Below are 20,061 nucleotides of genomic sequence, written 5' to 3'. Positions count from 1 at the left end.
GGCAAAACGTCGGCTTCCATCCTTCCACCGACTCGGGGTTTCCCCAACGGACGCCGACGGAATGCTCAGGAAGCGTGCATCCCGCACCGTGACAGAATTGCGGCATGTCGATTCACACCGCTGTCGCCACCATCCACACGACCGAGGGTGACATTCGCGTCAACCTGTTCGGAAACCACGCCCCGAAGACCGTGAAAAACTTCGTGGGTCTTGCGACGGGCGAGATCGAGTGGACCCACCCAGCCACCGGTCAGAAGACCACCGACCCGCTCTACAACGGCGTCATCTTCCACCGCATCATCAAGGACTTCATGCTCCAGGGTGGTGACCCGCTGGGTCAGGGCGTTGGCGGCCCCGGCTATGAGTTCGACGACGAGATCCACCCCGAACTGCAGTTCACCGAGCCCTACCTCCTGGCGATGGCGAACGCCGGCAAGCGAGGGGGGCGCGGAACTAACGGTTCGCAGTTCTTCATCACCACGGTGCCGACCACCTGGCTGAACGGCAATCACACGATCTTCGGCGCCGTCGCCGACGACGAGTCGAAGAGGGTCGTTGACGCCATCGAGGCCGTGCCGACCGATGGCCGCGACAAGCCGCTGCAGGATGTCGTCATCACGAGCATCGAGGTCGCCGAGGTCGCGTGACCGATCCCGCGCCCGGCGCCGGGGAGGCCGTCGACCCGAACGTCTGTTACCGGCATCCCGGCCGGCGCTCGTTCGTGCTCTGCCAACGCTGCGGGCGCACGGTCTGCGGTGAGTGTCAGACCCCGGCGGCCGTCGGTGTGCAGTGCCCCGAGTGCATCGCGCAGGCTCGTTCGGCACTGCCGAAACAGAAGCCCGCCATCGTGCGCGCATTTCGTCGCGGAGGGGCGACGCCCGTCGTCACCTACACGATCCTCGCGATCACGCTGGGCGTTTTCGTCCTGCAGTTGGTGACCGGCAGCGCCGTCACGCGGGCGCTCGGCTACGCGCCACCGCTTACGCCCATCGAGCCGTGGCGGATGCTGACGGTGGCCCTGGTGCACAGCCCGAGCTCCTTCTTCCACATCCTGTTCAACATGTACGCCCTGTTCGTCTTGGGCCCATTGCTGGAGCAGCTGGTCGGGCGAGTACGTTTCCTCGTCGTATACGTCGTGAGCACCTTCGCCGGATCCGTCGCCGTGCTGTGGCTGGCTCCGCTCACCTTCGTGGTCGGAGCATCCGGCGCGATCTTCGGACTGTTCGGCGCGTTTTTCGTCATTCAGCGGCGCCTCGGCGGCAACACCGTGCAGCTCATGGTGATTCTTGGTATCAACCTGGCACTGGGATTCGTGGTGCCCGGCATATCGTGGCAGGCGCATGTGGGCGGGTTGCTCGGCGGCGCGATCGTCGCACTCATCCTCGTGCGCACGCGTCGGCGTGATCAGCAGGTCCTGCAGGGCGTGCTCGTGGCCGTGTTCGGTGCACTGCTTGTGGCCGGTACAGTGCTGCGATTCTCCGGCCTCGGCTAGGTGAATGGTTATCCACAGCCCCATCCACAGTGGGGATAAGAATCACAGCCGTGTCATTCCACCCCCTTTTCGGGGGTGATTGCGCAGCCGTGGAAAAGCGCGGCTAGCGCCAGCGAGTGGTCATCAGGAAGCCGATGAACATGATGCCGAAGCCGACCATGATGTTCCACGGCCCGATCGCCGCAATCGGCAGCGCCGACGCGCTCACGTAGTAGGTGATGATCCAGATGAGGCCAAGCAGCATGAAGCCGAACATCACCGGCTTGAACCACACCGGGTTCGGGGCGTCGGCGCCGCTGCGGGCATTGTTGGGGTTCTCAGCGTCGCTCGCAGTCGTCCGTGCCATGCCCCGCAGTCTACCCGGCGTGGCCCGCCATTTTTGTGGATGATCGGGGCCGAGCCGCGTAAAGAACGCGCGCCTACAATAAAGCGGTGACCGACAGCATCCCGAATCCGGCGCCGAACGCGCCGACCGAGGCGAACCGCGCGCGCCCGGTTCGGCCCCGGCGACGGGCCAGCGTTGTCGGCGTCCTGGGTGAACTGCTGATCACCGCCGGCGTCGTCGTCATGCTGTTTCTTGGCTGGTACGTGTGGCTGAACGACATCATCGCGGGCGCACAACAGCAAAATGCAGCCTCGGAGGTGCAAGTGCAATTGCGCGCCGAGTTCGAACGCGACAGGGTCCAATCACCTGACGAGCCGAGCGAACCGCGCGATCCCGGCGAGCCCCCTGTGACCGCCGCCCCTCCCGAGGGGGAGGCTTTTGGCACGCTCATCGTGCCGCGCTTCGGCGACGGTTACGTGCGCACGATCGCCTCGGGCGTCGACCTTCAGACGGTGCTGAACAACCCGCGTCTCGGTGTTGGGCATTACGTCGAGACGCAAATGCCGGGTGAGATCGGCAACGTCGCATTGGCGGCGCACCGCACCACGTATGGCGCGCCATTCGCCGACATCGCCGAACTCCGCGTCGGGGACCGCATCTACGTCGAGACCCGCGACGGCTGGTACGAGTATGTGTTCCGCAACCTCGAGTACGTGTGGCCGACGGCTGTGCAGGTGCTTGAGCCCGTACCGCAGGCGCCACAGGTCGAGCCGAACGAGAGGTACCTGACGCTCACCAGCTGCAATCCGCGATTCTCGGCTGCCGAACGCATCATCGCCTACGCCGTGTTCGAGACCTGGTACCCGCGCGAGGGTGGCCCGCCGGCCGAAATTTCCGGCCTGACGCAGGCGGCCGCAGCGCCGACGATCGGTTAGGCCCCGCGCATGTATGCAGCCCTCTGGCGTATCCTGCCCGGACCCGCCTGGGTACGGGTGGTCATCCTTCTCGTGCTCGCCACCGCAGTGCTCGCCGCCCTCATTCACTGGGTGTTCCCCTGGGCGGCCGACACCTTCCTTCCCCAAGAATCCACCGTGGAGCAGTGACCGTGCGCGTTCTCGTCATCGACAACTACGACAGCTTCGTGTACACGCTCGACGGGTACCTGCAGCAGCTCGGCGCCGAGACGACGGTGCTGCGCAATGATGCGGTCTCTGCCGACGCTGTGGCCGGGCTCATCGCCGACTACGACGCGGTGCTCGTCTCACCCGGCCCCGGTAACCCCGCAGAGGCGGGCATCTCGATCGCGGCCGTCCACGCTGCCATCGCCGCCGCGAAACCCCTCCTCGGGGTCTGCCTTGGCCATCAGGCGATCGCGGAGGCGCTCGGAGGCGTCGTCACGCACGCCGAGGAGCTCATGCACGGCAAGACGTCGCAGGTCGTGCACGAGGGGGATGCGCTGTTCGACGGTGTGCCCGAGAGCTTCCGTGCCACCCGCTATCACTCGCTCGCAATCGTCGACGGAACGGTGCCCGACGACCTGGTCGTTACGGCGCGCACGGAGGGCGGCGTCATCATGGGCGTGCGCCACCGCTCGGCGCCCGTTCACGGCGTACAGTTCCACCCCGAGTCGGTGCTCACCGAGGGCGGCTACCGGATGCTCGGCAACTGGCTCGCTGAGGCGGGACTTCCCGCGGCGGCCGAGACCGCGCGCGGTCTGAGCCCGCTCATGTCGAGCGACGCGGCTGCGGACGCGTAGCAACTTCTCGAGCGTCAGCCGTCGCTGCCGCCCCCGGCCGCTCCGCTGCAGTACACGAGGGTGATCGGCGACGACTGTGGTTGGTCGCCCGGCGGCAGGGACTGCCCGACGACGATTCCACCCTGGCAGCCGCCGTCGGCCTGCACCGTCACTTGAAGTCCGAGGTTCCGGGCCTGCGCCGTCGCGTCCCCGATGGGGAGGTTACGCAGGTCGGGCACCGACACGAGACCGTTCGAGATCGTGAGGTTCACGATGTCGCCCTCGCGCAGTTGCACGCCGGTGTCGGGGTCGGTACGAATGACGACGTTCGCGCGAATGGTCCCCGAGTTCTCGCTCGTGACCGTACCGACGACGAGGCCGCGCGACTCGATCTGCGCCGTCGCGGCGGCGATGTCGATGTTGCGCACGTCGGGCATCTGAACGCGCGGGGCGCCCGATGACACGAAGACGCGAATCTCTTGACCTGGCGACACCGAGATGCCGGGACTCGGATCGGTGCGTAAGATCAGGCCCTCGTCCTCGGCCGTTCCCGGTTCCTGGATGGCGGAGACCCGGAGGTTCTCGTCGATCAGGATCGCCTCACCGTCTTCGAAAGCGAGACCCACCACGTCGGGCACCTCGACGGCAACGGTTCCAACAATCCCTCCGTCGCGGTCGAGGGTGAACGCCCAGAAGAGCACGGCGGCGATCAGCACGGCGACGACGACGATGCCCGACCAGATCCAGGCGACGGGCGGTCGGCTCTGCGTGCGTGTACGGCGGTCGTCATCGTCGATGGTCAGCTGCCGCATGGCGGCCTCCGTTCCGGCGGTCGCCTGCGGGTTGACGCCGAACAGCGACATCGTCGGGTCGTTGTCTGCGTCGGTGCGGCGCGGCGGAACCTGCCCGGCCGCGGCGGCCGAGAGGTCGGCCCGGAACTCGGCGGCCGTCTGGAATCGCTGAAAGCGGTCTTTCGCCAGCGCGTGCATCACCACGGCGTCGAAGGCCGGCGAGACAGACGGGTTGAGGCTGCTCGGAGTGGGCGCGACCTCGCTCACGTGCTGGTAGGCGACGGCGACGGGCGAGTCACCACGGAAGGGCGGGCGCCCCGTGAGCAGCTCGAACAACACGACGCCCGTCGAGTAGAGGTCGGTGCGAGCATCCACGGTTTCGCCGCGGGCCTGCTCGGGTGAGAAGTACTGCGCCGTGCCGAGGATGGTGGAGGTCTGCGCGACCGTCGCGGACGAGTCGGAGATCGCGCGGGCGATACCGAAGTCCATGACTTTCACCTGGCCGGTGGCGGTCACCATGATGTTGCCGGGCTTCACGTCGCGGTGCACAACGCCCGCCCGGTGCGAATACTCGAGTGCGGTCAGCACCTGCTCGATGATCTGCGATGCTTCGGCTGCGGGCAGCGGACCGTCGAGCACCATGTCTCTCAACAGTCGACCCTCGACGTGCTCCATGACGATGAACGGGATGACCGTTTCGCGCCCATCGGCCTCGCGCCGTACCTCTTCGCCGGCATCGAACACGCGGACGATCGTGGGATGCGCCATCCGTGCGGCGGCCTGAGCCTCCTGGCGGAATCGCGTGCGGAACACCGGGTCGGAGGCGAGTGACGACTTCAAGAGCTTGACGGCGACGCGGCGGCCGAGCCGGGCATCCGTCGCGATGTGCACGTCGGACATGCCCCCGCGGCCGATGAGCGCACCGAGCTCGTAGCGGCCCGCGATCTGGCGGGTGCCGGGGGTGGTGCTGTCCATCGGGGTCCGTTTCGTTGCGGGAGAAGTCGTCGTAAGTGAGTGTAGGCGGATGCGCGTGCCGACAGCGCGCCGGGGTGCCCCGGAGCTATATCGGCTGGGTAACGCTCGACGCTATTCCTCGTCGGGGTAGGGCGAGGGTGTGGGCGTCGTCGGGGTCGGGGTCGGGGTCGGGGTCGGGGTCGGCGCGGGGGCCTGGATGGGCACCGCCAACTCGTTGGAGCGTTCCGACTGGAGGTCGCCGCACAGCGCGACATAGGTCACGCGGAGTTGACCTCCGTTGTCGAGCACGATCTGACCGCTGTTCGTCCCCGCCGGAACGGGGTTGCTGAACTGCGGGGTTCCGCCCACGGTGGTGAAGTTGTACCCCGTGAGTGTGAAGCCCGCGGGGCAGCTGGTGTACGACGGCCACGAGAGCGTGACCGTGGAGCCTCCGACGTACGGGCCGCTCCCGGGGTTGATGGCAAGGTTCGCGGGCTGAGGTGGCGTCGGAATCGCTGTGTAGAACGTCACGCGGATCGTCTGGCCTTCCGTGACCAGGCCCGTTTGATTGATGCGGTACGACAGGCCCACCTGGTCTTGGCTGGGTGCCGGGTTTCCGTCCTGTGCGTCGAGGATCAACCCCAGCTCGTCGAAGCGGCGCTGCACTTCGTCGCGGGTGAGTCCGAGGAATTCCTCTTCCGTGATCCGGATCTCCTCCGGCTCGTCACTGGGCTCGGGACTTACATCCGTCACGGTAGGGGTGGGCGACGTCGGCGGCTCGATCGGATCGTCGCTGGGCTGCGCCAGGACGGCGATGATCGCGCCGATGATCAGCACCACGAGCAGCCCAATGAGCGCGATGAGCGGCCAGGTCCAGGGGCTGCGCTTCTTCTTCGCCGCAGCGGCCCCGGCTGCGCCGGCGGCGGCCCCGGCGCCCATGTTCGGCAGCACGCGCGTGGCTTCGTCGTTGCCCGTGGCACTCGGCATGACGCGCGTCGCATCGAGCACTTCGGTGGCCGCAAGTCCGGCGACGGCGGGAACGATCGCAGCCGCGCCGCCGACATCTCCGCGACGCAGGGCCTGTGCGGCCCGCGCGAAATGCTGAGCACTCGCGGGACGCTCGGCCGGCTTCTTCGCGATTGCCGACGTGACGAGGTTGCGCACCGGCTCGGGAACTGAGACGGGCAGTTCGGGAGGAGCATCGTTGATGTGCGCCATCGCGATGGCTACCTGCGATTCGCCCGTGAACGGTCGACGCCCGGCCAGGGCCTCGTACGCCACGATGCCGAGCGAGTACACGTCGGTCGACGGGCTGGCGGACTGACCGCTCGCCTGCTCGGGCGATAGGTACTGCACCGTGCCCATCACCTGACCGGTCGCGGTCAGCGGAACCTGGTCGGCGATGCGGGCGATGCCGAAGTCGGTGATCTTCACGCGACCGTCGGGCGTGATCAGCAGGTTGCCGGGCTTGATGTCGCGGTGGACGAGCCCAGCCTGGTGGGCGGCGTGCAACGCGGATGCCGTCTGCGCGACGATGTCGAGTACCTGATCGCTCGAGAGGGTGCGTTCGCGCTCCAGGATCGTCGAGAGCGCCTCGCCGGGGACGAGCTCCATGACGAGGAAGGCGCTGCCCTCCTCCTCGCCGTAGTCGTAGACGTTGGCAATGCCCTCGTGGTTGACGAGGGCCGCGTGACGCGCCTCCGCGCGGAAACGCTCGAGGAACCCCGGGTCACCCAGGTACTCGTCCTTCAGGATCTTGATGGCAACGGTGCGGCCAATGACCTGATCGGTCGCCTGCCACACCTCGCCCATGCCGCCGATCGCCACGCGAGAGAGCAGCTGGTAACGCCCTCCGAATGTGAGCCCGCTCGTGGGTCTCATCTGTTCAGCACCGCCTCCATGACCTGTCGCGCAATGGGAGCCGCGACTTGATTACCAAAAGCATTCTGGCCCTGCCCGCCGCCGTCTTCCACGACGACGGCGACCGCCACCTGAGGGTTGTCCGCCGGCGCGAAACCGGTGAACCACAGCGTGAAGGGCTGCCCCGCACCGTTCTCCGCGGTGCCCGTCTTGCCCGCGACCTCCACGCCCGGGATCGCCGCGTTGAATGCAACGCCGTCCGAGACGCCGTCCACAAGCATCCGGGTGAGCGTCGTCGCGGTGCGACGGCTGATCGGCTGCGAGAAAACCTCTGGCTCGGATTCGAGAACGGTTGACAGGTCGGGCGCGATGATGCGATCGAGCAGCGTCGGCTGCATGAGCTCGCCGCCGTTGGCGATCGCCGCGCTGATCATCGCGATCTGCAGGGGGGTGACGCGCACGTCGTACTGACCGAAGCCCGTCAGCATGAGCTGGGCATCGTCGAGGTTCTCGGGGTACTGGCTCGGCGTCGCATTCATCGGAACGGCGATCGTCTGCCCGAAGCCGAAGCGCTCGGCATATCCGGCCAGCTCGTCTTGCCCCAGCTCCAGCGCGAGCTCGGCGAAGGGAATGTTGCAGCTCAGCCGCAGCGACGTCGCGAGGGTGACCGTCTCCTGCCCACCGCAGTTTCCGCCCTCCGCATTACTGATCACATTCGTCGACAGCGGCAACTGCAACCGTGGCGGGTTCGGGAACTCGCCGTCAGGGTCGAACTCGCCCGAATCAATCGCGGCCGCCGTGACCAGCACCTTGAACACCGATCCCGGGAAGTACAGGTCGCCGCCGATCGCGCGATTGTTGAGCGGCCGGAGCGGATCGGAGATGAGTTCGTTGTACGCGTCGATGACGCTTGAGGTGCGGTGCGCCGACAGCCGGTTCGGGTCGAAGCCGGGGGTGGAGACCATGGCGAGGATCCGCCCGGTGGACGGCTCGATCGCGACGACGGACCCGCGCAGGTCTCCCATCGCATCGAATGCGGCCTGCTGGACGGCCGGGTCGATCGTGAGCTCGACGGCCGCACCGCGCGGGCTCTGGCCGGTCACGAGAGCGCTCAGCTGATCGAGGAACTGCTCGTTCGCGGTTCCCGTGAGGAAGTCGTTGTAGGCCGACTCGATGCCGGTCGTTCCCTGATTGAGCGAGAAGTAGCCGGTGACCGCCGAGTACAGCTCGGGCTCGAGGTACTCGCGGAGGAAGCGGAACTCGTTGTCGACGGGGCGCGACTGCGCAACGGGCTCGCCGGCCACGAGAATCGGGCCGCGCTCGGCGGAGTAGCTCGCGAACAGAGTGCGCACGTTACGGCCGTCGGCGCGCAGCTCGTCGACGGCGAACACCTGAATGACGCTGAGCGAGACGAATAGCGCGAGGAACATGGCGAGCGTCGCGACGCTGATGTGACGCAACTGCTTATGCATCGTCGTCCACCACCAATCGTGGCTGGTGTCGCACCGTGTCACTAAGACGTAGCAGCAGCGCGGCGATGATCCAGTTCGCCATGAGCGACGATCCGCCGGCCGCGAGGAACGGCGTCGTCAGTCCCGTGAGCGGGATCACGCGGGTCACGCCGCCGATCACGACGAAGACCTGCAGTGCGATGAGGAAGCCGAGCCCCACGGCCAGCAGGCGCCCGAAGTCGTCGGTGCCGGTGAAGCCGATGCGGTAGGCGCGGGCGACCAGCAAGAGGTACAGGGCGAGGATCGCGAACACGCCCACGAGCCCGAGTTCTTCACCGAGGCTCGCGACGATGTAGTCACTCTCGGCCAGCGGCACGATGTCGGGGCGGCCGCGCCCGAGGCCGGTTCCGATGAGCCCGCCGTCGGCAAGCCCGAACAGGCCCTGTACCAACTGGTAGCTGCCGCCGACAGCGTCATAGATTTCCGGGTTGAACGAGTCGAGCCACGCATCGAACCGGCCGCGCACGTATCCCAGCGCGTCGCGGGCGATGAGCGCGCCACCGACGAAAAGCCCGAGCCCCAGCAGAATCCAGCTGAGGCGCCCGGTTGCGACATACAGCATCACGAGGAACAGGCCGAAGTACAAAAGCGCGGTTCCGAGGTCGCGCTGGAAGACCAAGACGCCCATCGCGGCGGCCCACGCGACGACTAGCGGGCCCAGGTCGCGAGCGCGCGGAAGGCGCATCCCGAGCACTTTGCTGCCCACGATCGAGAGCGAGTCGCGCGCCGTCATCAGGTAGCCGGCGAAGAAGATCGCGAGCGCGATCTTGCCGAGCTCGCCCGGCTGGAACGAGAACGGGCCGACGGCGATCCACACGCGCGCGCCGTTGATGGTTTGGCCGATGCCGGGCGCCAGCGGCAGCAGCAGCAGGCCGATGCCGATAAAAAGCGCGAGGTAGCGGTAGCGGGCGAGGACGCGGTGGTTGCGTAGGACGACCACGACGACCAGCGCGATCACCATCGCTAGTGCTGTCCAGGCCATCTGCCGAACGCCGGCGCTCGACCAGCCCTCGAAGCCCTTGGCGATGTCAAGGCGATAAATCATGGCGATGCCGAGCCCGTTGAGGGTGGTGATGATCGGCAGGATGAAGGGGTCGGCGTCGGGTGCGACCACGCGCAGGGCGAGGTGCATGACGATCACGATCAGGGCGAGACCCGTTCCGTAGGTGATCACCGTCTGATCGAGCTCGCCGATCGCCCCCAATTGCACGAGCGCAATCGCTCCGCCGCTCACGGCGAGAGCGAGCACGAGCAGCGCGAGTTCGAGATTGCGCAACTTCGATGGTGTTTTCAGCCTGATGCGAATCGCTTCGGTGAAGGGCGCGGATGCACGGGGGGCGTCGATCGCGCCGGTCGGAGCCGCCTGCCCGCCGGGCGCGGTGTCATCGTTCGGCTTCACGACGCAGCCTTTCGATGATCGCGAGCGCATCGACGAGGTCGACGGCGCTGATGGTCTGCTCGACGGCATTGCGGCTGAAGGGCGTCAGCGCCATCAGATCGATGCCCGTCTCCTGGTACACGCTCGACAGCGGGATGGGGCCGGCGTTCTGCTGTACGCCCTGGAAGATGGCGACCCGGCCGTCGACTTCGCCCACGAAGAAGCGCGTCTGCGTCCACTGATAACCCGCGGTGAGGGCCGCCGCGATGAGGCTGATGATGAGGACGAGGCCGACGCTCCACGTGGCGCGCCGGCGATTCTTGCGCCGGCGGTCCTCCGCGATGAGTTCTTGGAGAAACCCTTCGCTCTCGGGTTCGAAGTGCTCGTCTTCGGGGTCGGGCGTCGGCTTGAGCGGGTGCAGCAGCAGCTGCGGCAGGCTCTTCGAGGCGCGTTTCTCCTCGACAGGGCGGAAGCTCAGCGGCTTCGCGGCCGATCCGACCATGATTGGCGAGGAGATGCCGCTGGATTCGTCGTCGTCCACTCCGACGACCAGCACCGTCACGTTGTCGGGTGCGCCGTTGTCGAGACTCGCCTGAATGAGCGCATCGACGGCGGCCTCGGCGTCGGCGTTCTCGGTGAGAATCTCGGCGATGCGCTCGTCGTCGACGTAGCCGCTCAGCCCGTCCGAGCAGAGCAACCAGCGATCGCCGGGCATCGTCTCAAGCACATCGGTGTCGATCTCGGGCGAAATGTCGACGTCTCCGAGCACCCGCATGAGCACGGAGCGCCGCGGGTGCACGGCGGCTTCTTCGGGCGTGATGCGGCCGGAGTCGACGAGGCGCTGCACGAAAGTGTGGTCCTTCGTGATCTGCGTGAACTCGCCGTCGCGCAGCAAGTACACGCGCGAGTCGCCGATGTGCGCGAGCGCCATTCGCTCGCCGACGCGCACGAGGCCGCTGACGGTCGTTCCCATTCCGGTCAGTTCGGGATGCTCGAACACCGTCTCTGCGAGCTCACCGTTCGCCGTGAGCAGCGCCTGCTCGAGCGCGTCGCGCGCCTCCTCTGCGGTGTCGAACCGCGCATCCGTCTGGGCGATCGCCTGGATCGCGAGCGCGCTCGCGACGTCACCGCCCGCGTGCCCGCCCATCCCGTCGGCGACGACGAAGAGGTGCGTGCCGGCGTAGCCCGAGTCCTGGTTGTTGGCTCGGATCCGCCCGACGTGGCTGGCGGCCGCGGTGCGCACTGTCATGGGCGCCTACCGTCGCAACTCGAACGTCGTCGTGCCGATGCTGACGGGGGTGTTGAGGGGCACGTGCGTAGGGATGCTCACCCGCTTGCCGCCGAGGAACGTGCCGTTGGTCGAGTCGAGGTCTTGCACCATCCACTTGCCGTCCCACAGCATGAGGCGCGCGTGGTGGGTGGAGGTGTAGTCATCGCGGATCACGAGTCCCGAGTCGCTCGAGCGCCCGATCGTGAGCTGGTCGCCGTCGAGCTCGAGCTCGATTCCCTCCTTCGAGCCGCTCGTGATCACGAGGCGGCGGGCGGGTTCGCCGTCGTCGCTGTCGTTGCCGCCCGCCACACCGCCGAGCCCGCTGCGCGGTGCGGGCGACAGGTCGCGGGTCGGCGCGGCTGCGGGCACCGGCGTGGGGGTGGGGGCGACGACCGGCGAGGGTTGCGCCGACGCCGGCATGCGGCGCACCTTCTGCCCGAACAGGTCGGAGCGCAGCGCATACACGATGGCGAACACGAGCGCCCACATCAGGATGAGGAACCCGACGCGCAGGAGCAGCAGCGTCAACTCGCTCACAGAGCGCCTCCTCGGGTGGTGCGATCAGCGGCATCGTCGGACTGCGCCAGCACCCGGTACAGGATGCTCGTGCGCCCGATCTCGATCACGCTATCCGGTTGCAGCACGGCGCGCGCGACGGGCTCACCGTTCAGGCGCGAGCCGTTCGTCGAACCGAGGTCGGTGACCTGCCCGTTGGCGCCGTCCCACGCAATCTCGACGTGTTTGCGCGAGGTGCCAGGGTCGTCGACGGTGATGTCGGCTTCGGAGCCGCGGCCGACGACCGTGCGCCCCTTCTTCAGTCGGTGTCGCTGCCCGTCGATGTCGAGCACGGCCACCCACGTGACCCGCCCCTTCACCGACTCAGAACTCACGCGCAGAACACCCTCACTGAGCGAACCGTCGCGCTCGAGGGCGATGCGGATTCCGCCGGGGAAGGTGTAGCGCTGTGCTGTGGCGTGCCGCTGAACGAGTTGCGTGAGCTCGTCGTTGAGCGCCTCGCCGAGCGCCGCCATGCGGTCGTGGTCGGCGGGAGCCAGCCGTACGGTCAAGCGATTCGGCACGAGGATGCGGTCACGGGCGACGACGGCAGCCTTCGTGTCGAGTTCGCGGCGTAGCGCGGCGGCGATCTCGACCGGCTGTACGCCCGACTTGAAGGTCTTCGCGAAGGCGCCACCGACGACGCGCTCTAAGCCGCGCTCGAAGCTATCGAGAAGCCCCACGTGCGTCCTCCCTCAGCCTGCGGACGTACCGATGCTAGTCGGCGTGCGTGACCGCGGGCCGAATCGGGGATACTCACCGGCGCTTTCTGGGCGGATCCGCCGCTACCGGGCGGTGCGAGCGGGTGCCGCCCGCTGTGATAATCTCGCCAGGTTGATGGCGCGAGTGCGCCGTCTCGCGCGAGTGGCGGAATTGGCAGACGCGCTGGCTTCAGGTGCCAGTGCCCGCAAGGGCGTGGGGGTTCAAGTCCCCCCTCGCGCACGAGATAACCGTCTCGATCTCTCACGGATCGAGGCGGTTTTGTCGTTTCTGGGTTTCTCGTGCCCGTGTACCCCTCTGGGGTATGCGACACTGGAGGCATGAACGACAACTTTTCAGCGCAGCCCGGCCTCACCCTGCTCGGACAGGGGGGTGGCGGCTGCTGTGGTGGCGGAAGCTGCGGGTGCGGCCACGGGGCCGCCGACACGGAGGCGACGGCTGGCGCCGCCTCGGTCGAGGGGGTCGAAGCCTCGTTCCTCGTGAGCGGCATGACCTGCGGCCACTGCGTCGCAAGCGTCACGGAAGAGGTGAGCGCTCTCGACGGCGTTACGAGCGTGGCCGTCGACCTGAACGCGCAGGGCGCATCCCGGGTCACCGTTCAGGCCACGCATCCCATCGAGGCGGATGCTCTGCGCACCGCGATCGCGGATGCCGGCTACGAGATTGTTGGCCGCTGACCTGGGATTTCCTCGCCAACTGATTCGGCGAATCCGGTTCGGTCGATTACTCTGAATCGGTTATGACACCCCAACCTTTCGACGCGCGCACGCGCGCCGCCGCCCTCCTCGCCGCAGCAGCGTTGCTGCTAGCGGGGTGCGCGACGGCGATCAGCGATGGTGCAGACGCGCCCGTGCAGGCCGATGTGGCCTCGGCCCCCGAGCAGGCGTCCGCGCCGGAGCAGGCCGACGTTCTTCCGACGCGGATCGCCGCCCTCGACATCGACGAGACCGCGGGAGTAATTCGCGTCGCCACCGATCGCGGCATCTATGTGGCGACCTTGCCCGACACCGACACCGATACCGATACCGCCGCTCGGTCCACCACATTGCTGGGGGATCGCGTCGACGACGTCAAGAGCTACCAGCGACTGGGAGCCCGCGTCCTCATCAGTGGTCACCCGAACGACCCGGAGGTCAGCGCCGACGAGCGGCTGGGCCTCTGGGTGGGCGACACTGAGTCGGGCGAGTGGGCGCCCTTCGCCCTGACCGGCGAAGTCGACTTTCACGCGATTACCGCCGCCGGTTCGACGGCCGTCGACGCCATCATCGCCGCCGCCGATACGGTCAGTAACTCCGTCTTCTACAGCCCCGACGGTGGAGAATCGTGGCAGAAGGGAGCGGTGATCGGTGCGACGTCGCTCGCCTTCACCAGCGACGGATCGGCTCTCGTCGCGGTCACGCCCGTGGGTCTCAAGGTCAGCACGGACCGGGGCCGCGCCTTCGTCGAGCCCGAGGCTGCGCCCGCTCTGCAACTCCTCGCGACGCCGCCGGTCGGCACGAAAGAGTGGCGCATCGTGGGCGTCGACTCGGCGGGGGCTCTGTGGAGTTCGACCGACGGCGAGCGCTGGCAGCAGTTCGGCGCCCTGGCCGCGGTGCCCGCAGCCCTCGCGCTCGGCACGAGCGGCGAGGCCATCTATGTCGCGACGGCAGACGGCGTGTTCGTGAGTAGCGACGGTGGCGAGACGCTCACGCTCTTGGTCACCCTCGACTGGTAGCCAGAGCTCGCTGGAGTACCCCACCGGGGTATGTCACAATGGGGCTATGACCACGGCACCCCTTCAGCTCGAGATCGGCGGCATGACGTGCGCGGCGTGTGCAGGTCGTGTTGAGCGCAGCCTGTCACGGCTGGGCGGCGTGACGGCGAGCGTCAACTACGCCACCGAGAAGGCAACCGTCATGCCTGCGGGCGGCGCTGACGCACTCCCAACGATCGACGAGCTTGTCGCCGCCATCGAGAAGGCGGGTTACAGCGCGACGCCGGTGGCGCCACTGAGCGAGCCGCGCGCATCCACTGCGCAGGGCGACGCCTCCGATCCCCTCGCCGATGCGCGACGTCGGCTGTCAATCGTGGTCGCTCTGACGGTGCCCGTGCTCGTGCTGTCGATGGTGCCGCCGCTGCAATTCCCGAACTGGCAGTGGCTCGTGTTGGCGCTGGCGTCCCCCGTCGCGGTGTGGGGTGCGTGGCCGTTCCACCGTGCGGCGTTCGTGAATGCTCGCCACGGCACCGCCACGATGGACACTCTGATTTCCGTCGGCGTTGGGGCGGCGTTCGTGTGGAGCCTCTACACGCTGTTCTTCGGCGAGGCCGGCATGACCGGCATGGTCATGAGCCTTCAGCTGTTCGGCAGCGTCGATACCGGCTCGCACGAGATCTACCTCGAGGTCGCGGCGGCGGTCACGGCATTCATGCTGGCGGGTCGCTATCTCGAAGCGAAGGCGAAGCGTGCGAGCGGTGAGGCACTGCGCGCCCTGCTGAAACTTTCGGCGACCGACGCGGCCGTGCTGCGTGATGGCGTCGAGACGCGTATCGCCGTCGACCAGCTAGTCGTCGGCGACCGGTTCATCGCGAGGCCCGGCGACACGATCGCCACCGACGGACTCGTGCGCAACGGGGCGACCGCCGTCGACACATCCGTCATGACTGGCGAAAGCATGCCCGTCGAGGTGACTGTCGACGCCCGGGTCGTCGGCGGCACCGTCAATGTCGGCCCCGGCGTCATTACCGTCGAGGCCACCCGTATCGGTGCCGACACCGAGCTGGCGCGTCTCGGCCGTCTCGTCGAGGAGGCGCAGACCGGCAAGGCGCGGGTGCAGCGCATCGCCGACCGTGTGTCCGCCATCTTCGTCCCGGTGGTCATGGTGCTCTCGCTGCTGGCCTTGCTCGGCTGGCTCCTGTTCGGCGGCACGATCGAGCAGGCCTTCACCGCGGCCGTCACCACCCTGATCATCGCCTGCCCCTGCGCGCTCGGCCTTGCTACCCCGACCGCCCTGCTCGTCGGAACAGGCCGCGGCTCGCAGCTCGGCATTCTGATTCGAGGCCCCGAGGTGCTCGAGCAGACCCGCCGAGTCGACACCATCGTGCTCGACAAGACGGGAACGCTCACCACCGGCCGGATGCGCGTCACCGCGGTGCTGCCCGCCGCCGGCATCGCGGAGGAGTGGGTGTTGGCTGCTGCCGCCGGCGCAGAAAGCGGCAGCGTGCATCCCGTCGCGGCCGCCATCGTTGCGGCCGCTCGCGAGGCGAGGGCCACTTCGGGCTCCGTCGAGGGGTTCCAGGCCCACGACGGCGCCGGCGTCTCGGCCGTCGTCGACGACAGGGCCGTCGCCGTCGGTCGCGCCGACTGGCTCACCAGTGCGTGGTCGGTCGAGGTGGGTGACGACGTGCGCGCCGACATCGTGCACCGCGAAAACGCCGGGATGACCGTGGTCGCGGTCGCGATCGATGGTGCGTACGCGGGCCTCATCGCCATCTCCGACGCGGTGCGGCCGGAGGCGCCCGCCGCGATTGAGCGGTTGCGCGCGCTGGGTCTCACCCCCGTGCTGTTGACGGGCGACAATGCCGGAGCAGCGGCACGCGTGGCGGAGCAGCTCGGCATCGACGATGTGCGCTCGGGGGTGACGCCGGTCGGCAAGCTGGAGGCGATCCGCGGGCTGCAGGCCGACGGTCACGTCGTGGCGATGCTCGGCGACGGCGTCAACGATGCTGCGGCGCTCGCGGCCGCCGACCTCGGCATCGCGATGGGGTCGGGAACCGACGCGGCGATGGCCGCCAGCGACCTGACCATCGTCTCTGGCGACCTCTCGCTCGTGCCCGATGCGATCCGCCTCGCTCGGCGCACCCTGCGCACAATCATCGGCAACCTGTTCTGGGCCTTCGGCTACAACACCGCCGCGATTCCGGTGGCGATGATGGGCCTCCTCAGCCCGGTGCTTGCCGCTCTCGCGATGGCGGTGTCGAGCCTGTTCGTCCTCGGCAATTCGCTGCGACTGCGCAGCTTCGCGCCCGAGCCGCGTTAGGCGCCGGGGCGTACGGCGGGCATCCCGAGAACGACGGGGCCGTTCGGCAGCCGCAGCGCCGCTGGGGCGTCCGCCGGCACGACCGGAGAGCGAGGCGCCACGGGCGCGACGGGAACGTACGCGGCGCCGAGAGCGGGACGAGCATCCGCCTCGCCCGTGTTCGGCCAGAGCGCGAACGCCCGCTCGGCCTGCGCGGTGATCGTGAGGGACGGGTTCACGCCGAGGTTCGCCGAGATTGTCGAACCGTCGACAATGTGGAGGCCGTCGTGCCCGAACGCGCGGTGGTAGGCGTCGACCACGCCGGTCTCGGGCGAGTCGCCGATCGGTGCGCCGCCCAGGAAGTGGGCGGTCATGGGTACCTCGACGACCTCCCCGATTCCCGACTCAGGGAAGCCCCGCATGTGCTCGGCCATGCGCCGGTACGCGGCGTTCGCCTGGGGAATCCAGGTCGGGTTTGGCTCACCGTGGCCTTGCGTGCTGCGGAGCTTCACGCGCCCGCGGCGCTTCGGCGTGGCCGTCACCGTGAGCGAATTGTCACGCGACTGCATGACGAGGGCGACGATCGAGCGGTTCGACCAGGAACCGATACCGAACAGAATCGACCCGACCCGCCCGGGGTGACGCACCACCTGACCGAGCCAGCGCAGCCAGCGCGGCACGCGCCCGCCTCCGTCGACCATGACGGTGGCGAGCAGCGCCATGAGGTTCGATCCGTCGCCGTAGCGGCAGGGTTCGATGTGGGTCTGCTCGTCGACGTGAATGGACGAGGTGATGGCGACGCCGCGGGTGAAGTCGACCTCTTTGCGGTGACGCCAGCGGGTCGTCGCTCCGCCGAGTGCTTCTGAGTTCGTGCGGGTCAACTCGCCGAGCCGATCCGAGAGGTTCGGCAGTTCGCCGTGAACCTTCGCAGCGTGCAACAGCTGCTGGGTACCCCACGCTCCGGCGGCGATGACGACCTGGCCGGCACTCCAGCGGCGCTCGCCGCCCGGGCCGGGCCCGGTCGTTCGGGTGAGCAACTCGTAGCCGCCATCCGGCAGCGGGCGCAGCCGGGTTACCGTCGTGCGCTCGACGACGTCTGCCCCGGCGCTCTCGGCGAGGTGCAGGTAGTTCTTCACGAGGGTGTTCTTGGCATTGTGGCGGCAGCCGGTCATGCACTCGCCGCACTCGCGGCAGCCGGTGCGGGCGGGCCCCGCGCCGCCAAAGTAGGGGTCGGGGCTGTCGATGCCCGCGCCCTCGCCGAAGAACACCCCGACGGGAGTGCGGCGAAAACTGTCGGCCACGCCCATGTCTGCGGCGACCTTCTGCATGACCTCGTCGGCGGGGGTGATGGTGGGGTTCTCGACGACCCCCAGCATGCGGCTCGCCTGGTCGTAGTACGGGTCGAGCTCGGCTTTCCAGTCGGTGATGTGTGCCCACTGGCGGTCGCGGAAGAACGCGTCGGACCGCGGTCGGTACAGGGTGTTCGCGTAGACGAGGGATCCGCCCCCGACGCCCGCGCCGGCGAGGATGATTACATCGCCGAGGGCGTGGATGCGCTGAATTCCGAGACAGCCGACCGCGGGCGCCCACAGGAACTTCCGCACGTCCCAGCTGGTGCGGGCAAATTCGTCGTCGGCGAAGCGTCGGCCCGCCTCGAGTACGGCAACCGAATACCCCTTCTCGACGAGGCGGAGCGCGGCGACCGAACCGCCGAAGCCCGACCCGATGACGATGACGTCGTAATGCCGCTCTGGCCGGCTCACTGCCTCAACCTTTCCGGTAGCTGTCGACCGCGGCGGCGCCGAGCGGCGCGGCGATCGCCCACGAGTCGATGCCGGCAAATCGGGTTAGTCGGCGCGCGGTCACGTGCGCTGTGCGGTTGTCGACGAACCACAGTGGCGTCGGCCATGCCTGCCACGGGCCGCGTCCGACGGTGCGCTCGACGTGTTCGGGGTCGAGGAGCAGCGCGTTGTGGACGACGCCGATGCCGCTGCCAACGTCGTCCGGCGTGTGCCCAGGGAAGGCCCCCCACGTGGCGGCGGGCATCCCGAACAGGGGGCCGACCCAGCTGTTGACACCGATCGTGCCGTAGCGCAGGTTCGCCACCGCCCACTCGAAGCGGTTGCCGAGCTCGTCGATCGTGCGGGGGTGGGCGATGATGCCGGCGCCGAGCGTGCCCGCCAGCCGGTCATTGCAGAAGGTGACCGCAGCATCCAAGAAACTGGCGGCGTCGGCGTCAGTCGACAGCCGGACGACGCCGAGAACGGGGCCGAAGATTTCGGTCGTGAACAGCAGTTCGTCGGAGTTCTCGGGGTCGAGGTGGTCGATGAGTGTGCGCGGAGCCTCCGGGTCGCCACCCAAGACGCTGGCGTCGGGATGCGCGGAGAAGGCGGCGAGCTGGCGCTGCGAGGCGCCCGGATAGTAGGCGCGCCGCGGGGGAGCGTCGCGCACGTAGTCGCGCAGGGCCTCGACGAACTCATCAGCGCGCGCCCAGTGGGCGGGAATCACCACGACCTGGGTGGCGACGCAGTTGAAGCCGGAGTTATGGAGCCGCTGCGTCGTGAGGTTGCGGGCGGCGGCATCGAGTTCGTCGTCGGTCCACTCGTCGTCGGGCACCACGATTGCCGGGCCGACCCCGCCCAGCTCGCTCGTCATGGGCTTCGTGAGGAGCCGCTCGCCGGCGGCGCGACGGTGTTCCGCATCGTCGCCCGTGCCGAACAGGATCGTGTCGTGCGTGGCGCGACTACCGGTGATGTGGACGGCGTCGACGAGCGTGTGCTGCACGAGCGCCTGACCGACATCGGCGCCGCCGGTCGTGATGCGCACCAGGTCGATGTCGATGAGGGGGGCGAAGGCCGCCTCGAGTGCCTCGGCGATGCGGGCGTTGACGGGATTGAGCTTCACGATCGCCGCGCTCGCCTCGCCGTAGAGGGCATTGAGAACATCGAGTGCGGGGATCCCGCTGACGTTGCCTGCGCCCAGCACGGCGGTCACTCGCGGGGCGCGGCTGGGGTCGCGAAGGGCACGCGCGACACCGTTGCGAATGACGTCGAGGTCGAGGCCGGGCCGCAACCACACGTGGGCCTCGTAGCCGCTCAGCACCACATCTTTTGGCAGATACGGGAAGGCGGCGACGGCGAGGCGTCCCCCCGGAGCGCCGGTGACGGCGACCTCGTCGAGGGGCGAGCGACCCTTCTCGATCAGCTTGAGCGTCTTTTCGAGCGCGCTCGTCATCGTGATGAGTGCGTATGGTCCGCTTGACCACTCCTCGCCGGCGGCGGGCGAGCGCGGGTCGACGTCCTTGACCGCGCACGCGGCGGCAACCCAGTCGGCGGCGACCGCCAGGGTTGCGGCCCGGATCTGGCGCAGCAGCCTACGCTTCTCGCCCAGCGGCATGGCGACCCAGCGGGCCGCGCCAGCGCGCAGAGCGGCGAGATCGTCGTCGAGTGCGGGGTCAGACAACGGGTCTCCTCGA

General features: G+C 68.3%; 18 protein-coding genes and 1 tRNA gene. 9 read left to right on the top strand and 10 right to left on the bottom strand.

The genetic code is table 11. The annotated features are described in order from the left end of the window. The first annotated feature begins 104 nt into the window (after window positions 1-104). The gene (locus tag EV140_RS08150; RefSeq protein WP_130282833.1) at window positions 105-647 is read left to right on the top strand and encodes a peptidylprolyl isomerase; all 543 of its coding nucleotides are present in this window, start codon (window positions 105-107) and stop codon (window positions 645-647) included. Then, the gene (locus EV140_RS08145; RefSeq protein WP_130282831.1) at window positions 644-1,492 is read left to right on the top strand and encodes a rhomboid family intramembrane serine protease; all 849 of its coding nucleotides are present in this window, start codon (window positions 644-646) and stop codon (window positions 1,490-1,492) included. The genes EV140_RS08150 and EV140_RS08145 overlap by 4 nt, the downstream gene beginning before the upstream one ends. A gap of 103 nt (window positions 1,493-1,595) precedes the next feature. Here EV140_RS08145 and EV140_RS08140 read toward each other — a convergent pair whose 3' ends face one another. Further along, a complete protein-coding gene (locus EV140_RS08140; RefSeq protein ID WP_130282829.1) occupies window positions 1,596-1,838 on the bottom strand; it encodes a cell division protein CrgA in 243 nt (80 codons plus the stop codon). Between the two features lie 86 nt (window positions 1,839-1,924). Here EV140_RS08140 and EV140_RS08135 point away from each other — a divergent pair, with 86 nt between their 5' ends. The 3 genes from EV140_RS08135 to EV140_RS08130 are packed head-to-tail and all read left to right on the top strand — an operon-like array spanning window position 1,925 to window position 3,573. Further along, window positions 1,925-2,752, top strand: a complete 828-nt coding sequence (locus EV140_RS08135; protein ID WP_130282827.1) for a class E sortase — start codon at window positions 1,925-1,927, stop codon at window positions 2,750-2,752. 9 nt (window positions 2,753-2,761) lie between these two features. Further along, on the top strand, window positions 2,762-2,920 hold the full coding sequence (locus EV140_RS13345; RefSeq protein ID WP_198674390.1) for a hypothetical protein: 159 nt from the start codon (window positions 2,762-2,764) through the stop codon (window positions 2,918-2,920). Beyond that, window positions 2,917-3,573: an anthranilate synthase component II gene (locus EV140_RS08130; RefSeq protein WP_241971372.1), complete on the top strand. Its 657-nt coding sequence runs from the start codon at window positions 2,917-2,919 to the stop codon at window positions 3,571-3,573. Before EV140_RS13345 ends, EV140_RS08130 begins: the two co-directional genes overlap by 4 nt. Before the next feature lie 14 nt (window positions 3,574-3,587). Here EV140_RS08130 and pknB read toward each other — a convergent pair whose 3' ends face one another. The 7 genes from pknB to EV140_RS08095 all read right to left on the bottom strand — a co-directional run bounded on the left by pknB (window position 3,588) and on the right by EV140_RS08095 (window position 12,554). Then, entirely contained in the window at window positions 3,588-5,318 is a 1,731-nt protein-coding gene (gene pknB, locus EV140_RS08125; protein WP_130282825.1) for a Stk1 family PASTA domain-containing Ser/Thr kinase, read from the bottom strand. Between the two features lie 111 nt (window positions 5,319-5,429). After that, window positions 5,430-7,178, bottom strand: coding sequence for a protein kinase domain-containing protein (locus tag EV140_RS08120; protein ID WP_130282823.1), 1,749 nt, complete (start codon window positions 7,176-7,178; stop codon window positions 5,430-5,432). Then, complete coding sequence (locus EV140_RS08115) at window positions 7,175-8,629, bottom strand: peptidoglycan D,D-transpeptidase FtsI family protein (RefSeq protein ID WP_130282821.1); 1,455 nt, start codon at window positions 8,627-8,629, stop codon at window positions 7,175-7,177. Before EV140_RS08115 ends, EV140_RS08120 begins: the two co-directional genes overlap by 4 nt. Further along, window positions 8,622-10,013, bottom strand: a complete 1,392-nt coding sequence (locus EV140_RS08110) for an FtsW/RodA/SpoVE family cell cycle protein (RefSeq protein WP_241971387.1) — start codon at window positions 10,011-10,013, stop codon at window positions 8,622-8,624. The genes EV140_RS08115 and EV140_RS08110 overlap by 8 nt, the downstream gene beginning before the upstream one ends. A 37-nt stretch (window positions 10,014-10,050) precedes the next feature. Next, a complete protein-coding gene (locus tag EV140_RS08105; protein WP_130282817.1) occupies window positions 10,051-11,295 on the bottom strand; it encodes a Stp1/IreP family PP2C-type Ser/Thr phosphatase in 1,245 nt (414 codons plus the stop codon). A 6-nt stretch (window positions 11,296-11,301) separates the two neighbouring features. Continuing rightward, window positions 11,302-11,853 carry an FHA domain-containing protein FhaB/FipA gene (locus EV140_RS08100; protein WP_130282815.1) on the bottom strand — a complete coding sequence of 184 codons (552 nt, stop codon included), beginning with the start codon at window positions 11,851-11,853 and terminating at the stop codon, window positions 11,302-11,304. Continuing rightward, the gene (locus EV140_RS08095) at window positions 11,850-12,554 is read right to left on the bottom strand and encodes an FhaA domain-containing protein (protein ID WP_130282813.1); all 705 of its coding nucleotides are present in this window, start codon (window positions 12,552-12,554) and stop codon (window positions 11,850-11,852) included. The genes EV140_RS08100 and EV140_RS08095 overlap by 4 nt, the downstream gene beginning before the upstream one ends. A 175-nt stretch (window positions 12,555-12,729) precedes the next feature. On the opposite strand from EV140_RS08095, the gene EV140_RS08090 reads away from it, so the two are divergent. The 4 genes from EV140_RS08090 (at window position 12,730) to EV140_RS08075 (ending at window position 16,607) form a co-directional block, all read left to right on the top strand. Beyond that, window positions 12,730-12,813 (top strand) — tRNA-Leu (locus EV140_RS08090). Window positions 12,814-12,911: 98 nt separating this feature from the next. Then, window positions 12,912-13,268, top strand: a complete 357-nt coding sequence (locus EV140_RS08085; protein WP_130282811.1) for a heavy-metal-associated domain-containing protein — start codon at window positions 12,912-12,914, stop codon at window positions 13,266-13,268. A gap of 62 nt (window positions 13,269-13,330) precedes the next feature. Beyond that, a complete protein-coding gene (locus tag EV140_RS08080; RefSeq protein WP_130282809.1) occupies window positions 13,331-14,305 on the top strand; it encodes a beta propeller repeat protein in 975 nt (324 codons plus the stop codon). Window positions 14,306-14,351: 46 nt separating this feature from the next. After that, window positions 14,352-16,607: a heavy metal translocating P-type ATPase gene (locus EV140_RS08075; protein WP_130282807.1), complete on the top strand. Its 2,256-nt coding sequence runs from the start codon at window positions 14,352-14,354 to the stop codon at window positions 16,605-16,607. Here EV140_RS08075 and EV140_RS08070 read toward each other — a convergent pair. After that, window positions 16,604-18,349 (bottom strand): FAD-dependent oxidoreductase, encoded by a 1,746-nt coding sequence (locus EV140_RS08070; protein WP_130282805.1) that lies wholly within the window; start codon window positions 18,347-18,349, stop codon window positions 16,604-16,606. The two genes, EV140_RS08075 and EV140_RS08070, sit on opposite strands and share 4 nt — an antisense overlap. A 4-nt stretch (window positions 18,350-18,353) precedes the next feature. Continuing rightward, on the bottom strand, window positions 18,354-20,048 hold the full coding sequence (locus tag EV140_RS08065; protein ID WP_198674389.1) for an aldehyde dehydrogenase family protein: 1,695 nt from the start codon (window positions 20,046-20,048) through the stop codon (window positions 18,354-18,356). Window positions 20,049-20,061: the final 13 nt, after the last annotated feature.

Source organism: Microcella alkaliphila (assembly GCF_004216855.1).
GTDB classification, from domain to species: Bacteria; Actinomycetota; Actinomycetes; order Actinomycetales; family Microbacteriaceae; genus Microcella; species Microcella alkaliphila.
This window is presented reverse-complemented; position numbering and strand designations above follow the sequence as displayed.